General features: G+C 39.0%; 17 protein-coding genes and 5 pseudogenes. 11 read left to right on the forward strand and 11 right to left on the reverse strand.

From position 1 onward, the window contains the following. Positions 1-9 precede the first annotated feature (9 nt). A pseudogene (locus NSQ23_RS08365) lies at positions 10-246 on the forward strand (iron-containing alcohol dehydrogenase); the annotation flags it as partial. Between the two features lie 359 nt (positions 247-605). After that, a pseudogene (locus tag NSQ23_RS08370) lies at positions 606-1,131 on the forward strand (transposase); the annotation flags it as partial. A gap of 6 nt (positions 1,132-1,137) precedes the next feature. On the opposite strand, the gene NSQ23_RS08375 reads toward NSQ23_RS08370, so the two are convergent. From NSQ23_RS08375 to NSQ23_RS08395, 5 genes are all read right to left on the reverse strand, one after another. Continuing rightward, complete coding sequence (locus NSQ23_RS08375; protein ID WP_064214547.1) at positions 1,138-2,379, reverse strand: pitrilysin family protein; 1,242 nt, start codon at positions 2,377-2,379, stop codon at positions 1,138-1,140. Position 2,380: 1 nt separating this feature from the next. Continuing rightward, the gene (locus NSQ23_RS08380; RefSeq protein WP_155116425.1) at positions 2,381-3,091 is read right to left on the reverse strand and encodes an AAA family ATPase; all 711 of its coding nucleotides are present in this window, start codon (positions 3,089-3,091) and stop codon (positions 2,381-2,383) included. Between the two features lie 65 nt (positions 3,092-3,156). Then, positions 3,157-3,912: a hypothetical protein gene (locus tag NSQ23_RS08385; RefSeq protein ID WP_004890727.1), complete on the reverse strand. Its 756-nt coding sequence runs from the start codon at positions 3,910-3,912 to the stop codon at positions 3,157-3,159. 30 nt (positions 3,913-3,942) lie between these two features. Further along, a complete protein-coding gene (locus tag NSQ23_RS08390) occupies positions 3,943-5,091 on the reverse strand; it encodes a YcaO-like family protein (RefSeq protein WP_064220516.1) in 1,149 nt (382 codons plus the stop codon). Between the two features lie 511 nt (positions 5,092-5,602). Next, positions 5,603-6,718: an IS4 family transposase gene (locus NSQ23_RS08395; protein ID WP_064214425.1), complete on the reverse strand. Its 1,116-nt coding sequence runs from the start codon at positions 6,716-6,718 to the stop codon at positions 5,603-5,605. Between the two features lie 321 nt (positions 6,719-7,039). Between NSQ23_RS08395 and NSQ23_RS08400 the strand changes: the two are divergent. After that, positions 7,040-7,536 (forward strand): annotated as a pseudogene (locus NSQ23_RS08400) (IS66 family transposase zinc-finger binding domain-containing protein); the annotation flags it as partial. Between the two features lie 759 nt (positions 7,537-8,295). Here NSQ23_RS08400 and NSQ23_RS08405 read toward each other — a convergent pair. Further along, positions 8,296-8,646 carry a UPF0236 family protein gene (locus NSQ23_RS08405; RefSeq protein ID WP_276319113.1) on the reverse strand — a complete coding sequence of 117 codons (351 nt, stop codon included), beginning with the start codon at positions 8,644-8,646 and terminating at the stop codon, positions 8,296-8,298. 59 nt (positions 8,647-8,705) lie between these two features. Then, positions 8,706-8,882 (reverse strand): UPF0236 family protein, encoded by a 177-nt coding sequence (locus NSQ23_RS08410; RefSeq protein WP_329403927.1) that lies wholly within the window; start codon positions 8,880-8,882, stop codon positions 8,706-8,708. Between the two features lie 32 nt (positions 8,883-8,914). On the opposite strand from NSQ23_RS08410, the pseudogene NSQ23_RS08415 reads away from it, so the two are divergent. Next, positions 8,915-9,643, forward strand: a pseudogene (locus NSQ23_RS08415) (iron-containing alcohol dehydrogenase family protein); the annotation flags it as partial. A 54-nt stretch (positions 9,644-9,697) separates the two neighbouring features. Continuing rightward, positions 9,698-9,951 (forward strand): annotated as a pseudogene (locus tag NSQ23_RS08420) (sigma-G-dependent sporulation-specific acid-soluble spore protein CsgA). Here the strand turns inward: NSQ23_RS08420 and NSQ23_RS08425 are convergent. Both NSQ23_RS08425 and NSQ23_RS08430 read right to left on the reverse strand, forming a co-directional pair. Further along, positions 9,948-10,151 (reverse strand): hypothetical protein, encoded by a 204-nt coding sequence (locus NSQ23_RS08425; RefSeq protein ID WP_004890748.1) that lies wholly within the window; start codon positions 10,149-10,151, stop codon positions 9,948-9,950. The pseudogene NSQ23_RS08420 and the gene NSQ23_RS08425 overlap by 4 nt on opposite strands. Further along, positions 10,106-10,453 carry a YkgJ family cysteine cluster protein gene (locus NSQ23_RS08430; RefSeq protein ID WP_339174353.1) on the reverse strand — a complete coding sequence of 116 codons (348 nt, stop codon included), beginning with the start codon at positions 10,451-10,453 and terminating at the stop codon, positions 10,106-10,108. Before NSQ23_RS08430 ends, NSQ23_RS08425 begins: the two co-directional genes overlap by 46 nt. A 228-nt stretch (positions 10,454-10,681) precedes the next feature. On the opposite strand from NSQ23_RS08430, the gene NSQ23_RS08435 reads away from it, so the two are divergent. The 5 genes from NSQ23_RS08435 (at position 10,682) to NSQ23_RS08455 (ending at position 16,153) form a co-directional block, all read left to right on the forward strand. After that, complete coding sequence (locus NSQ23_RS08435) at positions 10,682-11,410, forward strand: amino acid ABC transporter ATP-binding protein (RefSeq protein WP_064214056.1); 729 nt, start codon at positions 10,682-10,684, stop codon at positions 11,408-11,410. A 21-nt stretch (positions 11,411-11,431) separates the two neighbouring features. Further along, positions 11,432-12,283, forward strand: coding sequence for a glutamate ABC transporter substrate-binding protein (locus tag NSQ23_RS08440; RefSeq protein WP_004890754.1), 852 nt, complete (start codon positions 11,432-11,434; stop codon positions 12,281-12,283). Positions 12,284-12,345: 62 nt separating this feature from the next. Further along, complete coding sequence (locus NSQ23_RS08445; protein ID WP_004890757.1) at positions 12,346-12,999, forward strand: amino acid ABC transporter permease; 654 nt, start codon at positions 12,346-12,348, stop codon at positions 12,997-12,999. Positions 13,000-13,018: 19 nt separating this feature from the next. Beyond that, complete coding sequence (locus NSQ23_RS08450) at positions 13,019-13,669, forward strand: amino acid ABC transporter permease (RefSeq protein ID WP_339170142.1); 651 nt, start codon at positions 13,019-13,021, stop codon at positions 13,667-13,669. Positions 13,670-14,494: 825 nt separating this feature from the next. Next, complete coding sequence (locus NSQ23_RS08455; RefSeq protein WP_339170145.1) at positions 14,495-16,153, forward strand: IS1634 family transposase; 1,659 nt, start codon at positions 14,495-14,497, stop codon at positions 16,151-16,153. Between the two features lie 65 nt (positions 16,154-16,218). Here NSQ23_RS08455 and NSQ23_RS08460 read toward each other — a convergent pair whose 3' ends face one another. Continuing rightward, positions 16,219-16,377 (reverse strand): hypothetical protein, encoded by a 159-nt coding sequence (locus NSQ23_RS08460; protein ID WP_339170146.1) that lies wholly within the window; start codon positions 16,375-16,377, stop codon positions 16,219-16,221. Positions 16,378-16,421: 44 nt separating this feature from the next. After that, complete coding sequence (locus NSQ23_RS08465; protein ID WP_339170148.1) at positions 16,422-17,180, reverse strand: hypothetical protein; 759 nt, start codon at positions 17,178-17,180, stop codon at positions 16,422-16,424. Between the two features lie 16 nt (positions 17,181-17,196). Here NSQ23_RS08465 and NSQ23_RS08470 point away from each other — a divergent pair, with 16 nt between their 5' ends. After that, positions 17,197-18,570 (forward strand): IS1380 family transposase, encoded by a 1,374-nt coding sequence (locus NSQ23_RS08470; RefSeq protein WP_339174355.1) that lies wholly within the window; start codon positions 17,197-17,199, stop codon positions 18,568-18,570. Positions 18,571-18,795: the final 225 nt, after the last annotated feature.

Consider the following 18,795-nt stretch of genomic DNA (forward strand, 5'->3'; position numbering starts at 1 on the left):
ATAAAAGATATCGACTGCGGCAAGTATATGGCGTTTTTACGACAAGTGCCGTTTCTTAGCATACCAACATCTGCGTCAAATGACGGTTTTGCAAGCACAAACTGCTCGTTACTTGTTCATGGTAGAAAAACAACCGTTCCCGCCAAAGTACCGTTCGGCATTTTAGCTGATTTACATATCATTCAGCAAGCTCCTGAACGATTTATTTTGGCAGGCATCGGTGATTTAATGTCGAATATTACGGCGTTCTTCATAATAAGGCTAGATATCATTGAATGAGTTTGCTAAACAAAAGCTTTTCTGCTAAAGGTGATACAGAGGGAATGAAGCAGATAGATGGAAGGGAAGATGGCACGCTTACTCGGGGAGGTCTGATGGATACGCGAAGTACGCTTCATAACCTAAAGTAGCTGAACATCAGAAGTCAGCAGAGGTCGTCGTACGAATCGGTCTAGAACGATTCAATCAAGAGAAAATAACCCTTGTCATTCAATCTGGTGATTACAGAAAATGCAGTACCTCCCAAGAGAAAGGAAACGATGAATGCCGTGGGATGGAATCTCTAATGTTATTTTAGATTATACACAACGAATAGATAAATAATCAGCCACATTATAGAGTAAGTTGAAATATTTTCCGGTGAACAAGAGCATACACAGGCGAAACATGTACCTGCGTTTCTATTAGACGCTAAACAAGTGGTCGAATAATATGGTGGCTTTCTGCTTGGAAAAGAAACAAAACGTTGGAATCGCATGTATGATCGCATACTCGCGAAAGCCAAACATCAGTTGGAAGGGATGACGCCGTTGTCGAAAAAAGTGCTCTCATTGATTCAGAGACTTCAAAATCGAAAGGAAAAAGCGTTGCGCTTTTTTGAGTGAAACCCACGTTCCCTTTGACAACAACCAAGACGAACGAGATCTTTGTATGTTCAAAGTTAAATAGAACATCTCAGGAATGTTCGTTCGCCCAGTTGTTTTGTATCGCAAAAAGCATCATTTCTACACTCAACAAGCACGGAAAAACGGGTAGAACTGGCTCCTTCTATTGTCGGATAAAACAATAGATCGTGTTCTTTCCACACTACGTAGGGCATTTTCTATGACAGAATCATCCTATATGTGCTAGGCTACTTTACACACTAGCACTGGGGGGAATAGTTACAGTTAAAGAGTAAATATCGTCAAATATACCCTTTAATGTATTTTCTACTTCCCATACATCAATAGCATCAATAGTTTCCAAAATTTTATCAACATCAGAAGATTTATGTATACCTAAAAGCTCCTCCTGGCCAAAGAAAAACATCCTTTGTATCGTATTCTCAGTTAAGAATATTATTTCGCTCTTAAGAACTCTTTTAGAACGATTAAATTCATCTAGTGTAATCCCTACTTCTTTGACACTTTCAATAACTTCCATAATTGCACTATGCACATCCCACAAATTTTCTTTGCCCGTTGAAGCTAAGATTCGAAACAATCCTACCTCTTCAAACACTATTGGATGAGACTGGATATTATAGACTAGCCCTCTTTCTTCACGTAACACCTTGTTTAATCGAGAATTTCTTCCTACTCCAAAAAGATGGCTCATGATATAATAAGTATAATACTCACGCATAGGAACATCAGATGAAATAGCAGGAAACAATATACACATGTGAGACTGGTATTCTTGACTGTGGATAGGAATGTAATTAATACCTCCATTAAACATTATAGGTTGTGTTTTCTTGTCTACTGTCTTTCCGAAACCGATATTTTCTAATATTTTCACTATATCATGTAACATGTCCTCTTTTACATCTCCTGAAATCGAAACAACAGTATTATTTGATAAATAAAATTTCCGATAAAACTCATACACTTCAGTTAACGTAAACGACTCTATATTAGATACTGTGCCTAAAATATCAAATGCATAAGAACTTTCACCTAAAGCATGCGCTAGAGATGCTATCTTGACTTTTTCTAATGTATTATCTTGATACTGATATATCTCCTGGATCACTACTCTTTTTTCATTTTCAAAATCAAAATTAGAAATCGAAAAAGAAAAAACCATATCTCTTAATATGCATAAAGCTTCGTTTAGATATTCATTTAAAATATGCATGTAAAAACATGTAAACTCTTTCCCCGTAAATGCATTAATTTTCCCCCCTAACTCCTCAATATAGATATTTCCGTACAAATTATCAGAACCGATGCGATTTTTAAATAAAAGATGTTCAATAAAATGTGCTATTCCATTTGTTTTCTTTGTTTCATGTTTTGTGCCTACGCGAATCATAACACCTATAGAAATCGATCGGCTATTTGGAACTTGATCAATAATTAAACGTAGACCGTTAGACAAGCATAACTTTTTCATATTATGCATCTCCATCCCCATTCAGAAATAATTGGAAGGCGACATCAGGATTTTGGGTATTATATTTATTTAAAAACGATATATAGTCTCCTGCATATAAAATATTCCCTCTATGCAAAAAATATAATTTACAATCTATATATTCCAATTCATATAAAATATGAGTTGTCATCACTACTAATTTCCCTTTTTTAACCAAATTGTCGATACTCTCAAGAATAAAAAGTCTTGCGTCTGGATCAATTCCGGACGTTGGTTCATCGAAAATATACAATTCCCGTTCAAGTTGACATATAGAACGAATAAGTAGCCATCTTCTCTCACCAACAGACATATGTCCAATTTTTCGATCCCATAATTTATTGAACAATTCTCTTTCTCTCGAATTCAAAGATTGTTCAAATAATTTTATTCTTTCTATAAAAGGAAATTCACTATCACAGTTAAAGATTACGCGAATAACGTCTTTTCCCTTCATTGCTGCGGGAAGAGGAATCCCCTGTAATTGGTATACTATATCTTTTTCAGAAAAAGGGCTTTTAAACTGATTTGTAGATATAACCCCAGATATAATATCCAATAATGTAGTTTTACCCGCACCATTTGGCCCAATAATAACGTTTAATTTTCCAGTTTCAAACTCTATACATAATTTATCTAATACTGGTTTCACCTGATCTTTATAATAATATGTCAAAGAGTTTACTTTCACAGTTTCTCCTCCCTCAAAAATCATTTTTTATTACCTTTTTTCGGAATAGAGCATTTAAAATAGAATTATTCTCTCTCATTTATTCCTATTTTTGGAATAACATTAATTCTGCGATAGGATATGACTCCTATAAAAACATAAACTAAAATCGTTAGTAGTAATTGATAAATTAATTCTCCATTCCAATTGTGTTCAAAAGTCCAAACTAGTTTAGACAAATACAAAATAAACACTGCTGGATTAAGCCATTCTAATACAAACATATTACCTTCCTTTAAAGAAAATTTCGTCAAATATATAAGTATAAACACTAAAATTGTAAATATAGGAGAAACTGATTCCTGACGATATGGCAGAGAACCGATCCATAAAAAAGAAAGAAAAACAGGTAATAGCGCTATGAAAGCAATAACCATGATAGCACTTAATAATGGGAAAATCGGTTGGCGGAATAGCAGTGAGCTCACAACAGTAAAAATGACAATATTAACAACTGTGAAAAGCCACTGTGAACAAATTCTTCCCACAATGATAGGAGTTTTGGTTCGCGCAATAAACTTAAACATCTTTAAAAACCCATTATCCCGAAGAATTAAAATACTTACTCCGACTCCATTTATGGCAGTAATCAAAATCATGTAGCACCAATAAAAGGATATATTATGTCGAAAAGTACTATAATCTGGGTATTTTAAGAACCAATCAAGATTATTAAAAACAATAAAAATGATTGGAATAATAAGTGTCCAAAAAAACGCAATCTTATTATAAAAAACCTCTTTATTGAACAAAACGAAAAATTCCCATGTTCTTCTTAACATACAATCGTCTCTTCCCTCTCTTATCAGTTATCATGGAAACGGAATGGGCTTGCCTTCGTTTGGAAACTCCTTTTGGTTAAATACCCTACTAAACACGTAATCCCGTGGGTTAAGCCACTGCGTTAGCATATGAGGATAACCATTCTCAGAAAGAACCTTAACTATTTTTGCTGGAACATTCTCTAAAACGCAAGGAATAAATACACATAAAATATCTAATTGTAAATCCTCTGAAATCTCTTTTATACAGTTTGTAAAAGAAACACTTCGATGGTTACTTTGCTCTCTATAATCAATAGATATGGAACGTTCAAATAAGTAACCAAAGCTCTCCTTTAACTTACTAGGTGTGAAAGTGCTAAAAAAGTAGTTAGAATAGTAACAAGGATCATAATGAACATAGTTAGAATTGCTCTTGTATTCTCTATGTGCCATTTTGTAATCTATATTATTTTTTTCGTAAAGATAGTATTTACTCACCTTACCACCAAAAAACTGAAACCATTCTTCTAATGATTTACACATAGCTTCTTCCAAATTCCAATGGCTACTTAATCCTATTGCCATATACTGTTTACCAAAGCCTAATGTGAGAATAACATACAAGTTGTTATGTAAAGAAATGTCAAAAAAGAAAACATCGTCTACAAACTGCTTTGCCTTATATATTAATTCCTTTAGCAATTCACTAGTTATTGTTTCTTGCCTAATTTCTCTACCTGAAGACTGTGTAAGCCAGTTATGTACAAAGCACTGTCTTTCAAAAAACTCTAAAAATGCATTATTTACTGCGCGAAAAGAACTAACATGTGATGCAACACCACATGAATCGTTATAATCGATTCCTTCCTCTAGATCTCCATCAAAAACTTTAGCATTATAACAAAGCAAAACTCTTTTTAATGGGATTTCGATTGTTTTTAATGTTACTAAGTTTAAAGCGTGTACAGTTTTTTGTTTAAAATTCCCTAAATTCAAATATAAAGAAGTACGCTCAATATGTTCACCTAAGGCAGCTTTGATTACTCGAGAAATTTCAAAATGAGTCGCTCCCCCATGAGCCCCTTCTAAAAGAGAGGGACGGATAAATACTTTTTTGGGTGCATTTTGAAACAATGAACGATATACACCGGCTTCCTTCAATATAAAAGGTGAACCTTTTTGATTAAATATATACATTTACATAAATCACCTCACACAAAAATGCAATCAGGAATTTTACACAAGACATCTTTCGATATCTTAACAGTTTCCACATTAATTTTTTGATTCACTTTTAAATATTGTTTAATAGGGACATGATTATATAGATCTAATGAAAAAACCTTTACGCACTTTAATAATGGATAAAGCTCATTTTGTAGCATAATAATATGTAGATTGGTTAACCATTTTGGAAAACAATCTCTAATATCCCCATCTGAATATGTTCTGTCTGAAGAAATATAATAAGGTAAGGCATCCATTTCTAAAAGATATTCCAACTGAATATCACTCTTTACTTGTGCAGAACTATCTTTTCCTAAATAATTTGTATTTAATCACTAGTGTTGCATAAATATTGTCGTAATTTTCAGTTTTATTATTTTTCCTGTTTAGAGCCAAAAAGGTGAATACCCAATTAAAGGTGACTCCATCCATTTGGAAATTTATTGACAATTAGACCTGTGCGACGACGACAATTTACTTATTAAGGGATGGCTTTTCCTTCAATTTTTCGAAGCCAGATATGTGCTGGTTTCCACAATGCAGCCCTTAAATAACGGCTAATTTGTAAGGTTTTTCGCGTACTATTTGTTTCAATTTGTGCCAGAACATGTAGGCAAAAAACAATAAGTGCGATAAATACTTGATTTTGAATCGCCCATTCACTTTGACCATAGAATTTTTTGATGCTGAGATGTTGTTTGATCCATTTAAAAAACAGTTCAATAGCCCATCGTGATTTGTACATCTCGGAAATTTCTTCGGCGCTTAAATCAAAACGATTTGTGATTAAATGGAGTTCATTTCCTTTTGAATCCATCACTTTTAGAAGGCGAAAGTAATTTTCAGCACGGTTTTGAGTTGTTCCAATCAATACCATTTGATCTGACAAAACACTCGTATCTTCGGGTAGTTTAAAATCATAAACTTCCCGTATAACAGCGTTTTTCCGTAGTCTGGAAAGAAAGAAGTAGCCGTCATCCGTCATACGATCAAAGCGCTCATAGTCTAGGTAGCCACGGTCAAACACATACATGCATTCCTTGTCATCCACCATGATTTCAAGCTGTCCACGGTCATGTTCTCTTGCCGTTGTCATCAAAGCTTTTTCAGGATAGGATATCCCCTTTTCCATAAACACAAGGCGCAAATGTAGCTTTACACCCGCCTTTGTTTTACGAAACTTCGCCCATTTATGGTTGGTCAAATTAAGTGGCAATGTGCTTGAATCAATGATTTTTAAAGGCATGACCCGTTTTGTGTGTTGTGTTTTGGCATGAATTTTTGCGACTAAATCAAGAAAAAGCTTTTGAAATAGATCTGGGTTTATACCATTTAATCGCCGTGACAACTGTGAAATACTGATAGAATTAAGGCCGACCCCTTTTTGAAGCTGGTCATCAAAAAGGCAATCGCTTAGCGCATGGAGACTTTCGATTTCTTCCAATTGCGCAAAAAGCAGTAATTTTAGAAATGACTCTGTCGTTAATTTTTTCGTATAGTAATCTAATTTCATCGTTTTCACCTGTTCTTCAAATAATTGAAGATTTATTGGCGAAAACCATTGTCCAAATGAAGTTTTTCGTGTAATCTTGTCCATGAGTTTGGTCCTTTTTAGTGGATTTGGACGGGTTACCACCTGACTTATCCATTATAAAGGACTTTTTCTTTTCACAAAATAAAATAAGTGAAGATTGTGAGTCTTTTTAATATTAAAATCAAATTAATGCAACACTAGTGATTGATTTAATCTGTAACTTTTCAGACATGAAACTGATGCATTCATAGTCTTTCTCCTTCTAAAAAATTTATGTTGTAGAATCGGATTTTCAGCACGCAACTATATCATCCGCCTCATAAAGTGAGCCGAATATTCTTTCCTTGTCTATGATGTGAATACAGATAGACAAGTGTGAATTGCATGGTGACGGTACGACAAGCTGTATTTACGGTTGAAAGCTTAATCCACAAAGTCCAACAACAAAAACAGCTCATTCATCAACTCATTCAAGAAAATGAACATTTGCGTTAAGAATAGTCATATTCCAATATCCTCTTGGCTTTATGAAAAATATTTCCTATTGCGAACCGTCTGACAAAAAGTCTGGTGGACAGGAGAGACATGAAGGGACGACACTCCGGCAAGTAGAACAGCCACTCCATCGTGTCGTCCATCGCGTCCATACGTGTCAAAGATGTGGGGCTTCTTTGCGTGACGTAAAACCGTTCAAAGTCGATGACTGTAAAGTATTGGATCTGTCTCCCGTGACGATGGAAGTCACACAACATGAACGCGAAGTGAAATCATGTCCGCACTATCGGTGCGTGCAACAAGCCGAGTTCCCATCACATGTCACAAATCATGTACAATATGGTCCGTGGCTCACTGCGCTTGTCGTGTATTTGTGCAACATACAAATTAATGATCAAAATAATATCGCCAGTTATTACCTAGTTTGAACAACGCGTCTTACAGCATCCAGATGAGATATTGCATCGCACCGAGTATGCTGGATTAAAATATCCATTTGGATATATAAGTTGGATATATAAGGTTTATCTACATTTTATTCGTCTTATTCACTGCACCCCCACAATTATAAACGCAACAACAACAATAATTATCCCCATGTCGAACTGTATCCATAACATAGCTTGAAGATAGAGCTCCCACTCCAAACATATTTGTTTGCTTCTGTGAATACTCATACTTCGTGTTAACTTTCTGATGTCTCACTTCTTGTAAAGATTCCTCACTATACATACATTTCACCTCCTCTCTTTTACTTTTAAAATTATCAAAAAATTAAAACTATTACATGCACAATTATAACAAAAAAAAAAAAGAAAACAATACTTTTAATGAAAATTTATAGATTTTTAACCAAAAAAGGTAAGCATTTAGCCGCATCGTCCATATCATAAGAGGAATATTTTTTCTTCTCTTATCTATGATGTGTTTGAGTCAAGACTTTGTGGGAGATTTTTTTCTCGACCGACTTTTTGCTTATATATGGTTTTATGAACTTGTTTCATGTGAGTGCTTTTACTTACTCTCATCCTGTAGGTATGTGCGTTTTCTCTCGTTTTAAAAACCTTTTAGTGCTTGCAGGGCCTCGTAAATCGGCGTTCCTGAAGACTGACGGAAATACGGAATATTGTCTCGAATCACTTCCTTCATTCGAGATGAAACGCTTTCACGCTCGCTTCGCGTTTCGTTTCTTCTCGTTCTTCCACGCAACATACCACTCCATGGCGTGTCCGAATAAGTAACGTATCTTTTATCGCGACGATCGCTCGTAACATCGCTTCAATCCCTGCGTCCTTCCAACTTCGACCGTTTTTGCTTCGTTTCGCAAACATATGCATCGTCCCCCCTGCACTGCCCATCGCTCCCATATTCGTTGCATCGATCCCTTTTTCCTGCAGCCATATGCGATAGTCACGCAAACACCCTGGCATCTCCTCGATTCGACGAACAAGCGCCTCGAGTTGCTTTTCCTTCCCCTCATGTTCTAGCGTACCGATGGCACTTGCGAGTTCTCACAACACCCCCTCTTCATCCCATGATGCGAATTTTTTTCGAATCACCGATATCTCGCATGACCTCGGAACAATTGCCGAATCTCTCTCGCCACATGGAACCGATCGAGCTGAAAGTACCCCCTATCCCCGAAATATTCTCGACACGCTGTGATCCATGGGACACCATATCCATTGATGACGACCCGATCTTCTAGTTCGATCTCTTTTAATTCATCTATTTTGCTTACGTATGTGACAGGTTCATGATTTAGTGCCGTTTCTTAGCATACCAACATCTGCGTCAAATGACGGTTTTGCAAGCACAAACTGCTCGTTACTTGTCAATGGTAAAAAAACAACCGTTCCTTCCAAAGTACCATTTGGCATTTTAGCTGACTTAAATATCATTCAGCAAGCTCCTGAACGATTTATTTTAGCGGGCATCGGTGATTTAATGTCGAATATTACGGCGTTATATGACTGGGAATTTGAACAAAATCACGGCGTCAGTCGGGTAAACGCTTTTGCTGCGATGATTAGCAAAAAAGCAGTCAACAGCTTTATCCGTACACCAATGCAAAATATTAAACATCCTATTTTTCTAAAAGAATTAATTAGTTCGTTAACAATGGGCGGCATTTCTACTGTGATTAGCGGAAATAGTGCACCGATTAGCGGATCTGAACACCTAATCTCCCATGCACTTGACAAAATCAGCCCGTCGCCACACATGCATGGCATTCAAGTAGGAATCGCCACATATATCATGGCACATGTTCAACAACATCGGGCTGAACGCATCACAAAAGTGTTTACACGTACTGGATTTTTCGATTACGTCAAAACATTACAATTAAATAAGGAAGAGTATCGCCAAGCCATCAACATTGCACCAACGATCAAGCCAAATCGTTATACGTACATTCACGATGAACAATATCGAAAACGGGCCATTCGGCTCCTTGATGAAGACCCTATTTTACAAGAGATTTTTACATAGCACACATATTTCATTGCGAAACCGCCTACCCTACTGTTTAAGGAGGTGGTGCGGTTGAATCAAACGTTAGCGTATTTACGCGAAATATTAGCAAACTATGCTGACCGTCATCACGCGGTAGCCATTCATTTATACAAAAAATTAATAAGTAAACCGTACAAAAATGAAGAACAATTCGTCCGTGATTTATCACAAAAGAAGCAGTATTTTTAGATCGCATGTTGCTCCAAGAAATGAAATATGCAAAAGAAGAACAAGACGATGTTCGCGTCCATCATTTAAATGAAATATACGAGCAACTCATTTAAATAAAAAAACGAAACAAATAGTCCATGGCAAACAAATCGTCTGGATAGTCGATGCCAACATCTTCTCCTTCATAAACGAGCGCTTGAATAAAATCATGAAGCGCTTCTATATAGGTTGTAATAAAGAATTTCCGATCTCCATGTCCCGTCTTTATCACCTGACAAGCTGGCACGGTGACAAGAAGAGCGAACAATGCCATGTAAAACAAAATTGCAACTTATATATATAAAACTCATATAAAAATTCATAACTAAACGGTTCATCAGGCATATAAGATTCGGCGCATACGTTTGGGGAACAGTAGTTTAAATACGTACGACATGGCATTGGTCTTACTTCATAAACAAAGCATGTATTTGTTTCACGATTTAAAAATATACATGGCAATTGTTCTTTCATGTATATTTCTTTAAAACGCTGATCTTCTGTAAAATCTAACATGTTCACTCGCTTTATTTTATCAGCATAATGTTTACCATACCATTGTATATGTTTATCAATCTTTTAATTGCAGATAGTTGAATTTTATAACGATTTAACAAACATCACAAATGTTTTCAAATTAAACGTCCGAATATTTTGTTTTCAAAATAAATACAGAAAAATAAAAATTTTTTAAATGTTTCTGTTAGTTTCTGTCGTTTTTCGTAGTTTGATTTTACACTTAATCACAGTTTAACTTCACATTCAATTCAAAATTTTTCAAAAAAAGAAAGGGGGGGGAACATGTTGATTTACTTCCATCAAGTGAACAAGCATTATGGGGACTTTCACGTCTTAAAAGATATTAATCTTACTATCAAACAAGGCGAAGTTGTCGTCATTATTGGCCCGTCTGGTTCTGGAAAAAGTACGTTAGTCCGTTGTATTAATCGCCTTGAAACGATCACAAGCGGTGAACTCATCGTTGATGGCGTGAAAGTGAACGATAAAAACACCGATATTAATAAACTGCGCCGCAACATCGGTATGGTTTTTCAACATTTTAATTTATATCCGCACAAAACTGTCTTACAAAACATTACGCTTGCACCGATGAAAGTGCTCGGTGTGCCTGAAAAAGAAGCAAAAGAAACTGCGATGTACTATTTAGAAAAAGTCGGCATTCCTGATAAGGCGAACGCCTATCCGACAGCATTGTCTGGTGGTCAACAACAGCGCGTCGCCATCGCTAGAGGACTAGCGATGAAACCGAAAATTATGCTATTTGACGAACCGACTTCTGCGCTTGACCCTGAGACAATTGGTGAAGTGCTCGATGTCATGAAAACACTTGCAAAAGAAGGAATGACGATGGTCGTCGTCACGCACGAGATGGGGTTTGCGCGGGAAGTCGCTGACCGCATCGTCTTTATGGACCAAGGGAGAATTTTAGAAGAAGCACCGCCGGAACAGTTTTTTGCTAATCCGCGCGAAGAACGGGCGCGCCTGTTTCTCAGCCGGATTTTGAATCATTAATGAATAAGGGGGAAATTTTTCATGTTCAAAACTGTTTGGAAAAAAATGATTGGGTTTGGGCTTGTCGCTATGCTTAGCGCTACTGCGTTAGTCGGCTGTAATAGTGAAACAACGACAGAAAACAAAACCGATAACAAAAAAGAACAAGCAGCAGAAACGACGTTAGACAAAATTAAAGAACGCGGCAAATTAGTCGTCGGCGTCAAATACGACCTCAACCTTTTCGGGTTGAAAAACCCGGAAACTGGTGAAGTAGAAGGATTTGATATCGACATCGCGAAAGGATTAGCGAAAAAAATTCTTGGCGATGAAAACAAAATTGAGCTAAAAGAAGTCACGTCAAAAACGCGTATTCCAATGTTAAACAACGGTGAAATCGATGCGATTATCGCAACAATGACAATTACAGAAGAACGAAAAAAAGAAGTTGATTTCTCAGACGTCTACTTCATGGCTGGCCAATCGCTACTCGTCAAAAAAGATAGCAACATTAACGGAATTGCTGATGTGAATAAAGAAGGCGTGACAGTATTAACGGCAAAAGGCTCGACTTCCGCACAAAACATTCGAGCAAAAGCACCAAAAGCAACGGTGTTAGAGTTTGAAAACTACGCGGAAGCATTTACCGCATTGAAAGCTGGACAAGGCGATGCACTCACGACAGACAATGCGTTATTGTTCGGAATGGCAAAACAAGATCCAAACTTCCGCGTCGTTGATGAAACGTTCTCTGAAGAACCATATGGAATTGCGGTTCGCAAAGGCGATAAAGAATTACTAGAAGTGATTAACGAATATTTAAAAGAAATTAAGGCAAACGGCGAATACGATAAAATTTACGAAAAATGGATTGGCGAAAAGCCAAAACAATAATGACATGACGATGAGCGGAAACTATCCGCTCATCTCTTGTTAATTGGAAAGGAGGCAACAAGATGCTCGACTATTCGATTCTTATAGAACATTTCGATATGTATATGCAAGGATTTGCCAACACGTTAAAAGCTAGTGTACTTGCATTAATCGGCAGTTTGGTCATTGGGACAATCATGGCAATCTTTCGTATCGCTCCCATTCGCCCATTAAACTGGATTGGGGCTGCTTATGTTGAATTTATTCGCAACATCCCGCTCATTTTAATTGTCTTTGTCTTTTTTGTCGGTTTGCCTGCCATCGGCATTCGCTTTGATTCATTCACCGCAGGTACGTTAGGACTAACCGTTTATACGGCTGCATTTATTGCTGAAGTCATTCGCGCTGGCATTCTTTCCGTTCCGAAAGGGCAAATGGAAGCAGCTAGATCATCGGGTCTGACGTATGTACAGGCGATGTGGTATATCATTTTGCCACAAGCTGTAAAAATTGTCATACCACCAATGGGCAACCAGTTTATTAACCTTGTGAAAAACTCATCGGTTCTCGGAGTCATCGCTGGACTTGATTTAATGTATTTCGGCGACTTAATTTCTTCCGAAACGTTTGTCACGTTCGATGTATATATTTTCGTTGCGTTGTTTTATTTACTTTTAACGATCCCATTAAGCTTAGGGGTCGGTGCGTTAGAACGCCGCCTAGCAAAAAGTCGATAAAGTCGAGGTGAAGTGAGAGATGGATTTTGTTGGTGCATATTCTCCTGCACATTTGAAATTTTTATTAGAGGGATTTGTTGTTACACTAGAAGTTGCCTTTCTCTCGATTTTCTTTAGTTTTTTAATCGGCATCGTCATCGGTGTGTTGCGCTACAGCCGCATTCCTTTCATCTCTCCCCTGCTTGCTGTCGGGGTGGAAACGATTCGGAACTTACCGCTTTTATTAATTATTTTCTTTACGTATTTTGCCCTTCCGGAAGTCGGATTCAAACTGGATAAGTTTTATGCAGCTATTTTAGCGCTTGTCATTTTTGAATCGGCGATGCTGTCGGAAATTGTCCGCAGCGGACTCAATTCAATTGAAAAAGGACAAATCGAAGCGGCACGTTCATCAGGGCTCACTTACACGCAAACGTTGTGGCATATCATTTTGCCGCAGGCGTTACGCCGCATGGTTCCACCAATTGTCGGGCAGTTTATTTCGCTTTTGAAAGATACATCGCTTGCTGTCGTCATTGCTCTTCCGGAATTAATGAATCATGCACAAATTATTAACGGGCAAAACGTCAATTACGTCATTCCGATTTTCTTATTAGTTGCCGTCATGTATTTTGTCATCAACTACTCCCTTTCGCTCGTTTCGCGAAGACTGGAACATAAGCATATATAAAAACATAAAAAGTCTCATCACTTCCTTAAATATACAAAAAATTTTGGAAGCGATGAGACTTGTATTTTTTCAGACAAATAACATGTCAAAAAACAATATACAGGTATATAACAAACAAAAAGTACAGAGTAGTGAGAATAGTAAACATCCAAATTACTACTCGAAAAATTCGTAATTGTTTTCCTAATTTATTTTTTGTTATCCTCAGAAAGAAATAACCAAAAAAAGCGCCTATGCCTCCTTTGAATATCGCAAGTAACATTGTTCGTTCAGAATAATTATTGACGATAAAGGTGACTATGGCATAGCTAAAAAAATTAAGGACAAAGCCAAAGTAACATATATCATAGCTTTATTTAAACCCTCATCCGTTCCTAATCTCCACATGATCTCACCTTTTCAGTTCCAAAAATTCATTTTTTCTCTTTTTTAGAAGTTCCTCAATGTAATTAATGAAAGCTTCGCGAATGGCATTTGCCTAATTATCACTAGGTATTCCGTTTAATACCGACGAAACGTTAAAAAACTAAATACAGGAATACGACAAATAAGATGCATAAAATGATGAAAGAAGTGCATGTCCAAATAAACACTCTAAAAAAACGAATTTTTTTATCCATTTCCCCTTTTGTTTTCTTAAGAAAAACTGCTCCAAACATAATTGCAACCAAACCTCTAGATATAGTAGCAAACCAAGTATTCATTATATTTGGCCCAATAATTAACTCACATTTCGCACCCTCTCGACAAAAATCGGGAGGATTTTTTTATCTTCCTGTCGAATAAAACCTTGGAATACAAGGAAAGCAAAGGAGTTTGCTCATCATGGACGTTCAAATTCGGGCCATTTATGAAAGTTCTTATTTGAATATAATAAGCGCCCTGTTCAAAGATCTTGACCTTCCTCAGTTGATTGATCGTCTCGTTCCCGTGGATCCGCAATGCCAAACTCGAGCCAGCGATATCGTCAAACTAATCGTTCTGGATATCTTGAGCGGCCGGCAAGCGCTCGTTCATTTGGAACAATGGGCGCATGACATCGATTTGCCGAAGCTGATTCGGCCAGGGCTGGAGCCGTCTTGGTTCAACGACGATGCCATCGCGCGTCATTTGGATCGCCTGTATGAGGCGAATATCCATCAAGTCCTTTCGTCTTGCCTCGTGCAGATCTACAAGAAAGAAGGCCTCTCTCTTCGCGTCTTCCACGCCGATACGACGGACAAGACCGTTTATGGCGCGTATGAATCGGCCTCGCCGGATGCCTTGCAGATTACGCATGGCTACAACCGGCATCATCGTTGGCAAAAGCAGATCGGATTTGGGCTGATTGGCAACGAGGATGGCATCCCGTTTTATGGCGATGTACACGACGGCAACCTGCCGGATAAGACGTGGAATCCCGAGGTGTTGTCCCGTGTGCAGAAACAGCTGAAGCAGGCGAAGATCGAAGATGAATGGATTTATGTTGCCGATTCTGCCGCCATGACGAAAGACACACTGGCGCAAACGAAGGCCGCCAAAGCCTTTTTGATCACAAGAGGCCCTTCTTCGCTCCGGATCGTCAAAACCGCGCTGGCTAAAGCTGATGCCCAAGACACGCCGTGGAGCGATCCGTTTTCCTTAGCGGAGAAAAACGGAGCCACCTACCGGGTGTGGGAAACGACATCGACGTACGAAGGTCATTCGGTCCGGTTGATCGTCGTTGAATCCAGCGCGCTCGACCAACGAAAAGGAAAGACGCTCGAAAAAGAGCGAAACCAAGAAGCAGAGCTTCTTCGGCAGAAACAAACCCAGTGGGAAAGCCGTCTGTTTTCGTGCCGGGAAGACGCCGAACAAGCCCTAGCGTCTCTAAAGGCGTCCCTTCGTCTCCGGTTCCATCGCGTCGAGGCGTCGGTCGAAGCGATCGTGCGTCCGAAAAAACGGCGCGGACGTCCGAAAAAAGGGGCGGAACCGGACATGGAAACGCTGTACGCCCTTCGCTTGAACGTGGAATTCGACCAAGATGCGTGGGAACAGGCGAGACGGAAAGCGTCCCGGTTTGTCCTTGTCACGACAGTTCCGGAGGAATGGAAAGGTCAACCGATGGATGCGAAAGAGATCTTGAAGTTGTATAAAGGCCAAATCTCGGTGGAAATGAACTTCTCTTTCTTGAAAGACCCGTTCTTTACGGATGAGATTTACGTAAAAAAACCGGAACGGGTCGCGGTATTGGGCTATTTGTTTCTGTTGGCCTTGGCGATTTACCGCGTCTTCCAGCGCCGGGTGCGTCAGTTCATCACCCCGGAACACCCATTAAAGGGCGCGGGAGGCCGGAAACTGACCCGACCGACCGGACAAGCGATTTTTCAATTGTTTTGGTATGTCAGAGTCGTCCTGTTGGAACTGCCGGATGGACGAATTCAACGCGCGTTAGGTCAACCGCTCACGTACGAGCAGCGAAGGATTCTGCAAGGATTAGGGATGGACGAGAGCATTTACGTCTAATGGGATAAAGAACGACCAACGATGGTAAAAAAAGGATACCATCGCTTTTGGTGTTGGTTTAAAAGTTATTCTAAAAAACTGAATAAAAAATCCTTTTGTTCCGCCCTACCAAGGTGCGAAATATGAGTAATTAACGTGCTGATCGCATAAATGAACAAGATGACAGATACACATAGAGAACTATAAATAATCGTCTTGCTTCCTGTTTGTTTCAAAGGATTCATAAAGACATTCCTCTTCCTTTAGATTTAAATAATGAAAAAGTACCCTATTTCTGTTCTTTTGATGCTTGATTTAGCACATGATTAATGAAAGCTTCACGAATGGCTTTCACTTGGTTATCTGTCGGAATTCCATACTTCTCAAACTTGCCACTATCCATTACAATAGGTCCGGTTTTTAAATTAACACTATTGACAGCTTCTTTGAACTCTTTTTTGCCTCCAAACGATTCAATAAATTCACTAAACCGTCTATTCACTTCCCCAGATTTTGAATAATATTTTTCAATGGCGTCGGACAAATGTAGTTTAGAATTTTCTCTTATCATATTTGCAATATTCACAGCGTCTATATCTGCCAGCAAATCGGAGGTAGAAAACGAACTATTCCCACCTATAATCTTTTTAGCTTCTTTCTGAAGAATCTTCAAATCGTTCGAATCGTTTGTATTCCGCTGAAGGTCTATGACTGCAGTTTGTAAATCCCCAGCCCATCCAGATAAGTCATCAGGAATCGGAGACACTGATAATATTCCATCTAATGTTGCAGCCATATGCAAGAAATCGATTTTGTTCCCAGTCACAGGATCTTTTAAAAATGCCCCTTCACCATTCGGTTCAAAGAATTTACTTAAGCTTTTGCTTTTGGATTCAACGTACTGAACATGCCTTTCATCTATTGTCCCAGCGGTGATAGCCCATTTAAATCCAGCATACACTTTAGACCTGAATCCGTGACAAAACATCTTTACAATGGTCGCAAACCGTTGATACGATAAGGGAAAACGACGTTGACGACTCTTCATCAAGTAGGTGAATGTGATGAAAGATTTCCCGATTCGGTTTGTATTGACAGATGAAGCGATTACTCCAAGTGCTGGGCTTGCTCTCGTGGGCTACTTACTGCACCAAACGAAGCTGGATAAACGAGTAAACGCCCTTCGGCTCCCAACGGTTCGTCGAGATGTGCACATTTCCCATAGCGACGTCATTCGCTCGATGATCGGCTTGCTTGCCACAGGAAAAACGGATTTTGATCATATCGAAGCGTATCGTCAGGACGATATCTTTTCGACATCAATGGGCATTCGGCACGTACCTTCCTCCCCAACGTTGCGACAGCGTCTCGATCAGCTCGCTTGTCTTCCGATGACCGAAACCATCATTTGGGAGGAATCGATGCGTCTGTTGGTTCGACAACACGCTACCTTGTCCCCTTGTTGGGCGAAAGGGAAAACGACATGGCTTCCCCTTGATATAGATGCTTCCCCATTTGACAACTCCGATACGAAGAAAGAAGGAGTGAGTCGAACGTATAAAGGATTTGACGGTTTTACGCCGTTGTTTGCGTACGCAGGGAAGGAAGGGTATATCGTTCATGCCGAGCTGCGTCCAGGGAAACAACATGTACAAGACAACATGCCTTCGTTTTTAACTACCGCCATCCGTCGAGCTCGTCCGCTGACCTCGTCTCGTCTGCTTGTCCGCATGGATGCAGGAAACGATGCGGAAGCGAATGTGCACGTATGTCTAAAGGAAGACGTGGACTTTGTCATCAAGCGAAACTTACGCCGAGAATCGAAAGCGCTTTGGTTCCAGATCGCTTCGCAAAAGGGCAGACGCATCGATGATGGACAAACCGAAGGAGTACAAACGTATGAGTTATGCCTTCCACAGACCGCAGCAATTGATGGACACACGTATACGTACGTTCAAGTCACCCAAGTGACGGAACGAACGATGGAACGAAATGGACAGCTGATGCTCGTTCCTAATTACGAAGTCGAAAGCTACTGGGTGCGCCTCGAAGGATACGAGCATGTTCGAATGAGTGATGTGCTCGCATTGTATCACGATCATGCGACATGCGAACAGTTTCATAGCGAACTGAAAAGCGACTTAGATTTAGAGCGACTTCCATCAGGGAAGATGAAAACGAATGCGCTCGTGTTAGTCATGGGAGCATTCGTGTACAACCTTCTTCGTCTGATTGGACAAGATCTATTAAGCGATCCGAGACATCCATTACATCATAAAGTGAAACGCCGCCGCATCAAGACGATCATTCAGACGGTGATCACGATGGCAGGTCGACTCGTCCGCCGATCACGACAGATCTGGATGAAACTGACGCGAAGGAGTGGCTATAGCGAGCCCCTTCTGAACATTTACATAAAATGGAGAGAAGGAGCATAACGAATGATTGTTCGCAATTCTGTACTCATCCTAACCCTCTGTCCTTTTTTGTTTTTTCTTTGGTTTATATACCTAAAAAAGATATTTATTTCATTTCTGAGAGTGAAGATGACATCTGTTTTAAACATAAAAAGGGAATGGTGGATCACACATCCATAAAACCAGCAAAAAAGTCAAAGTCGATGTCAATCCATCACGGATTCAGGTTTTTAGTATTTTTGTTTA

The organism is Anoxybacillus sp. FSL W8-1294, assembly GCF_037965005.1.
Classification (GTDB): domain Bacteria; phylum Bacillota; class Bacilli; order Bacillales; family Anoxybacillaceae; genus Anoxybacillus; species Anoxybacillus flavithermus_G.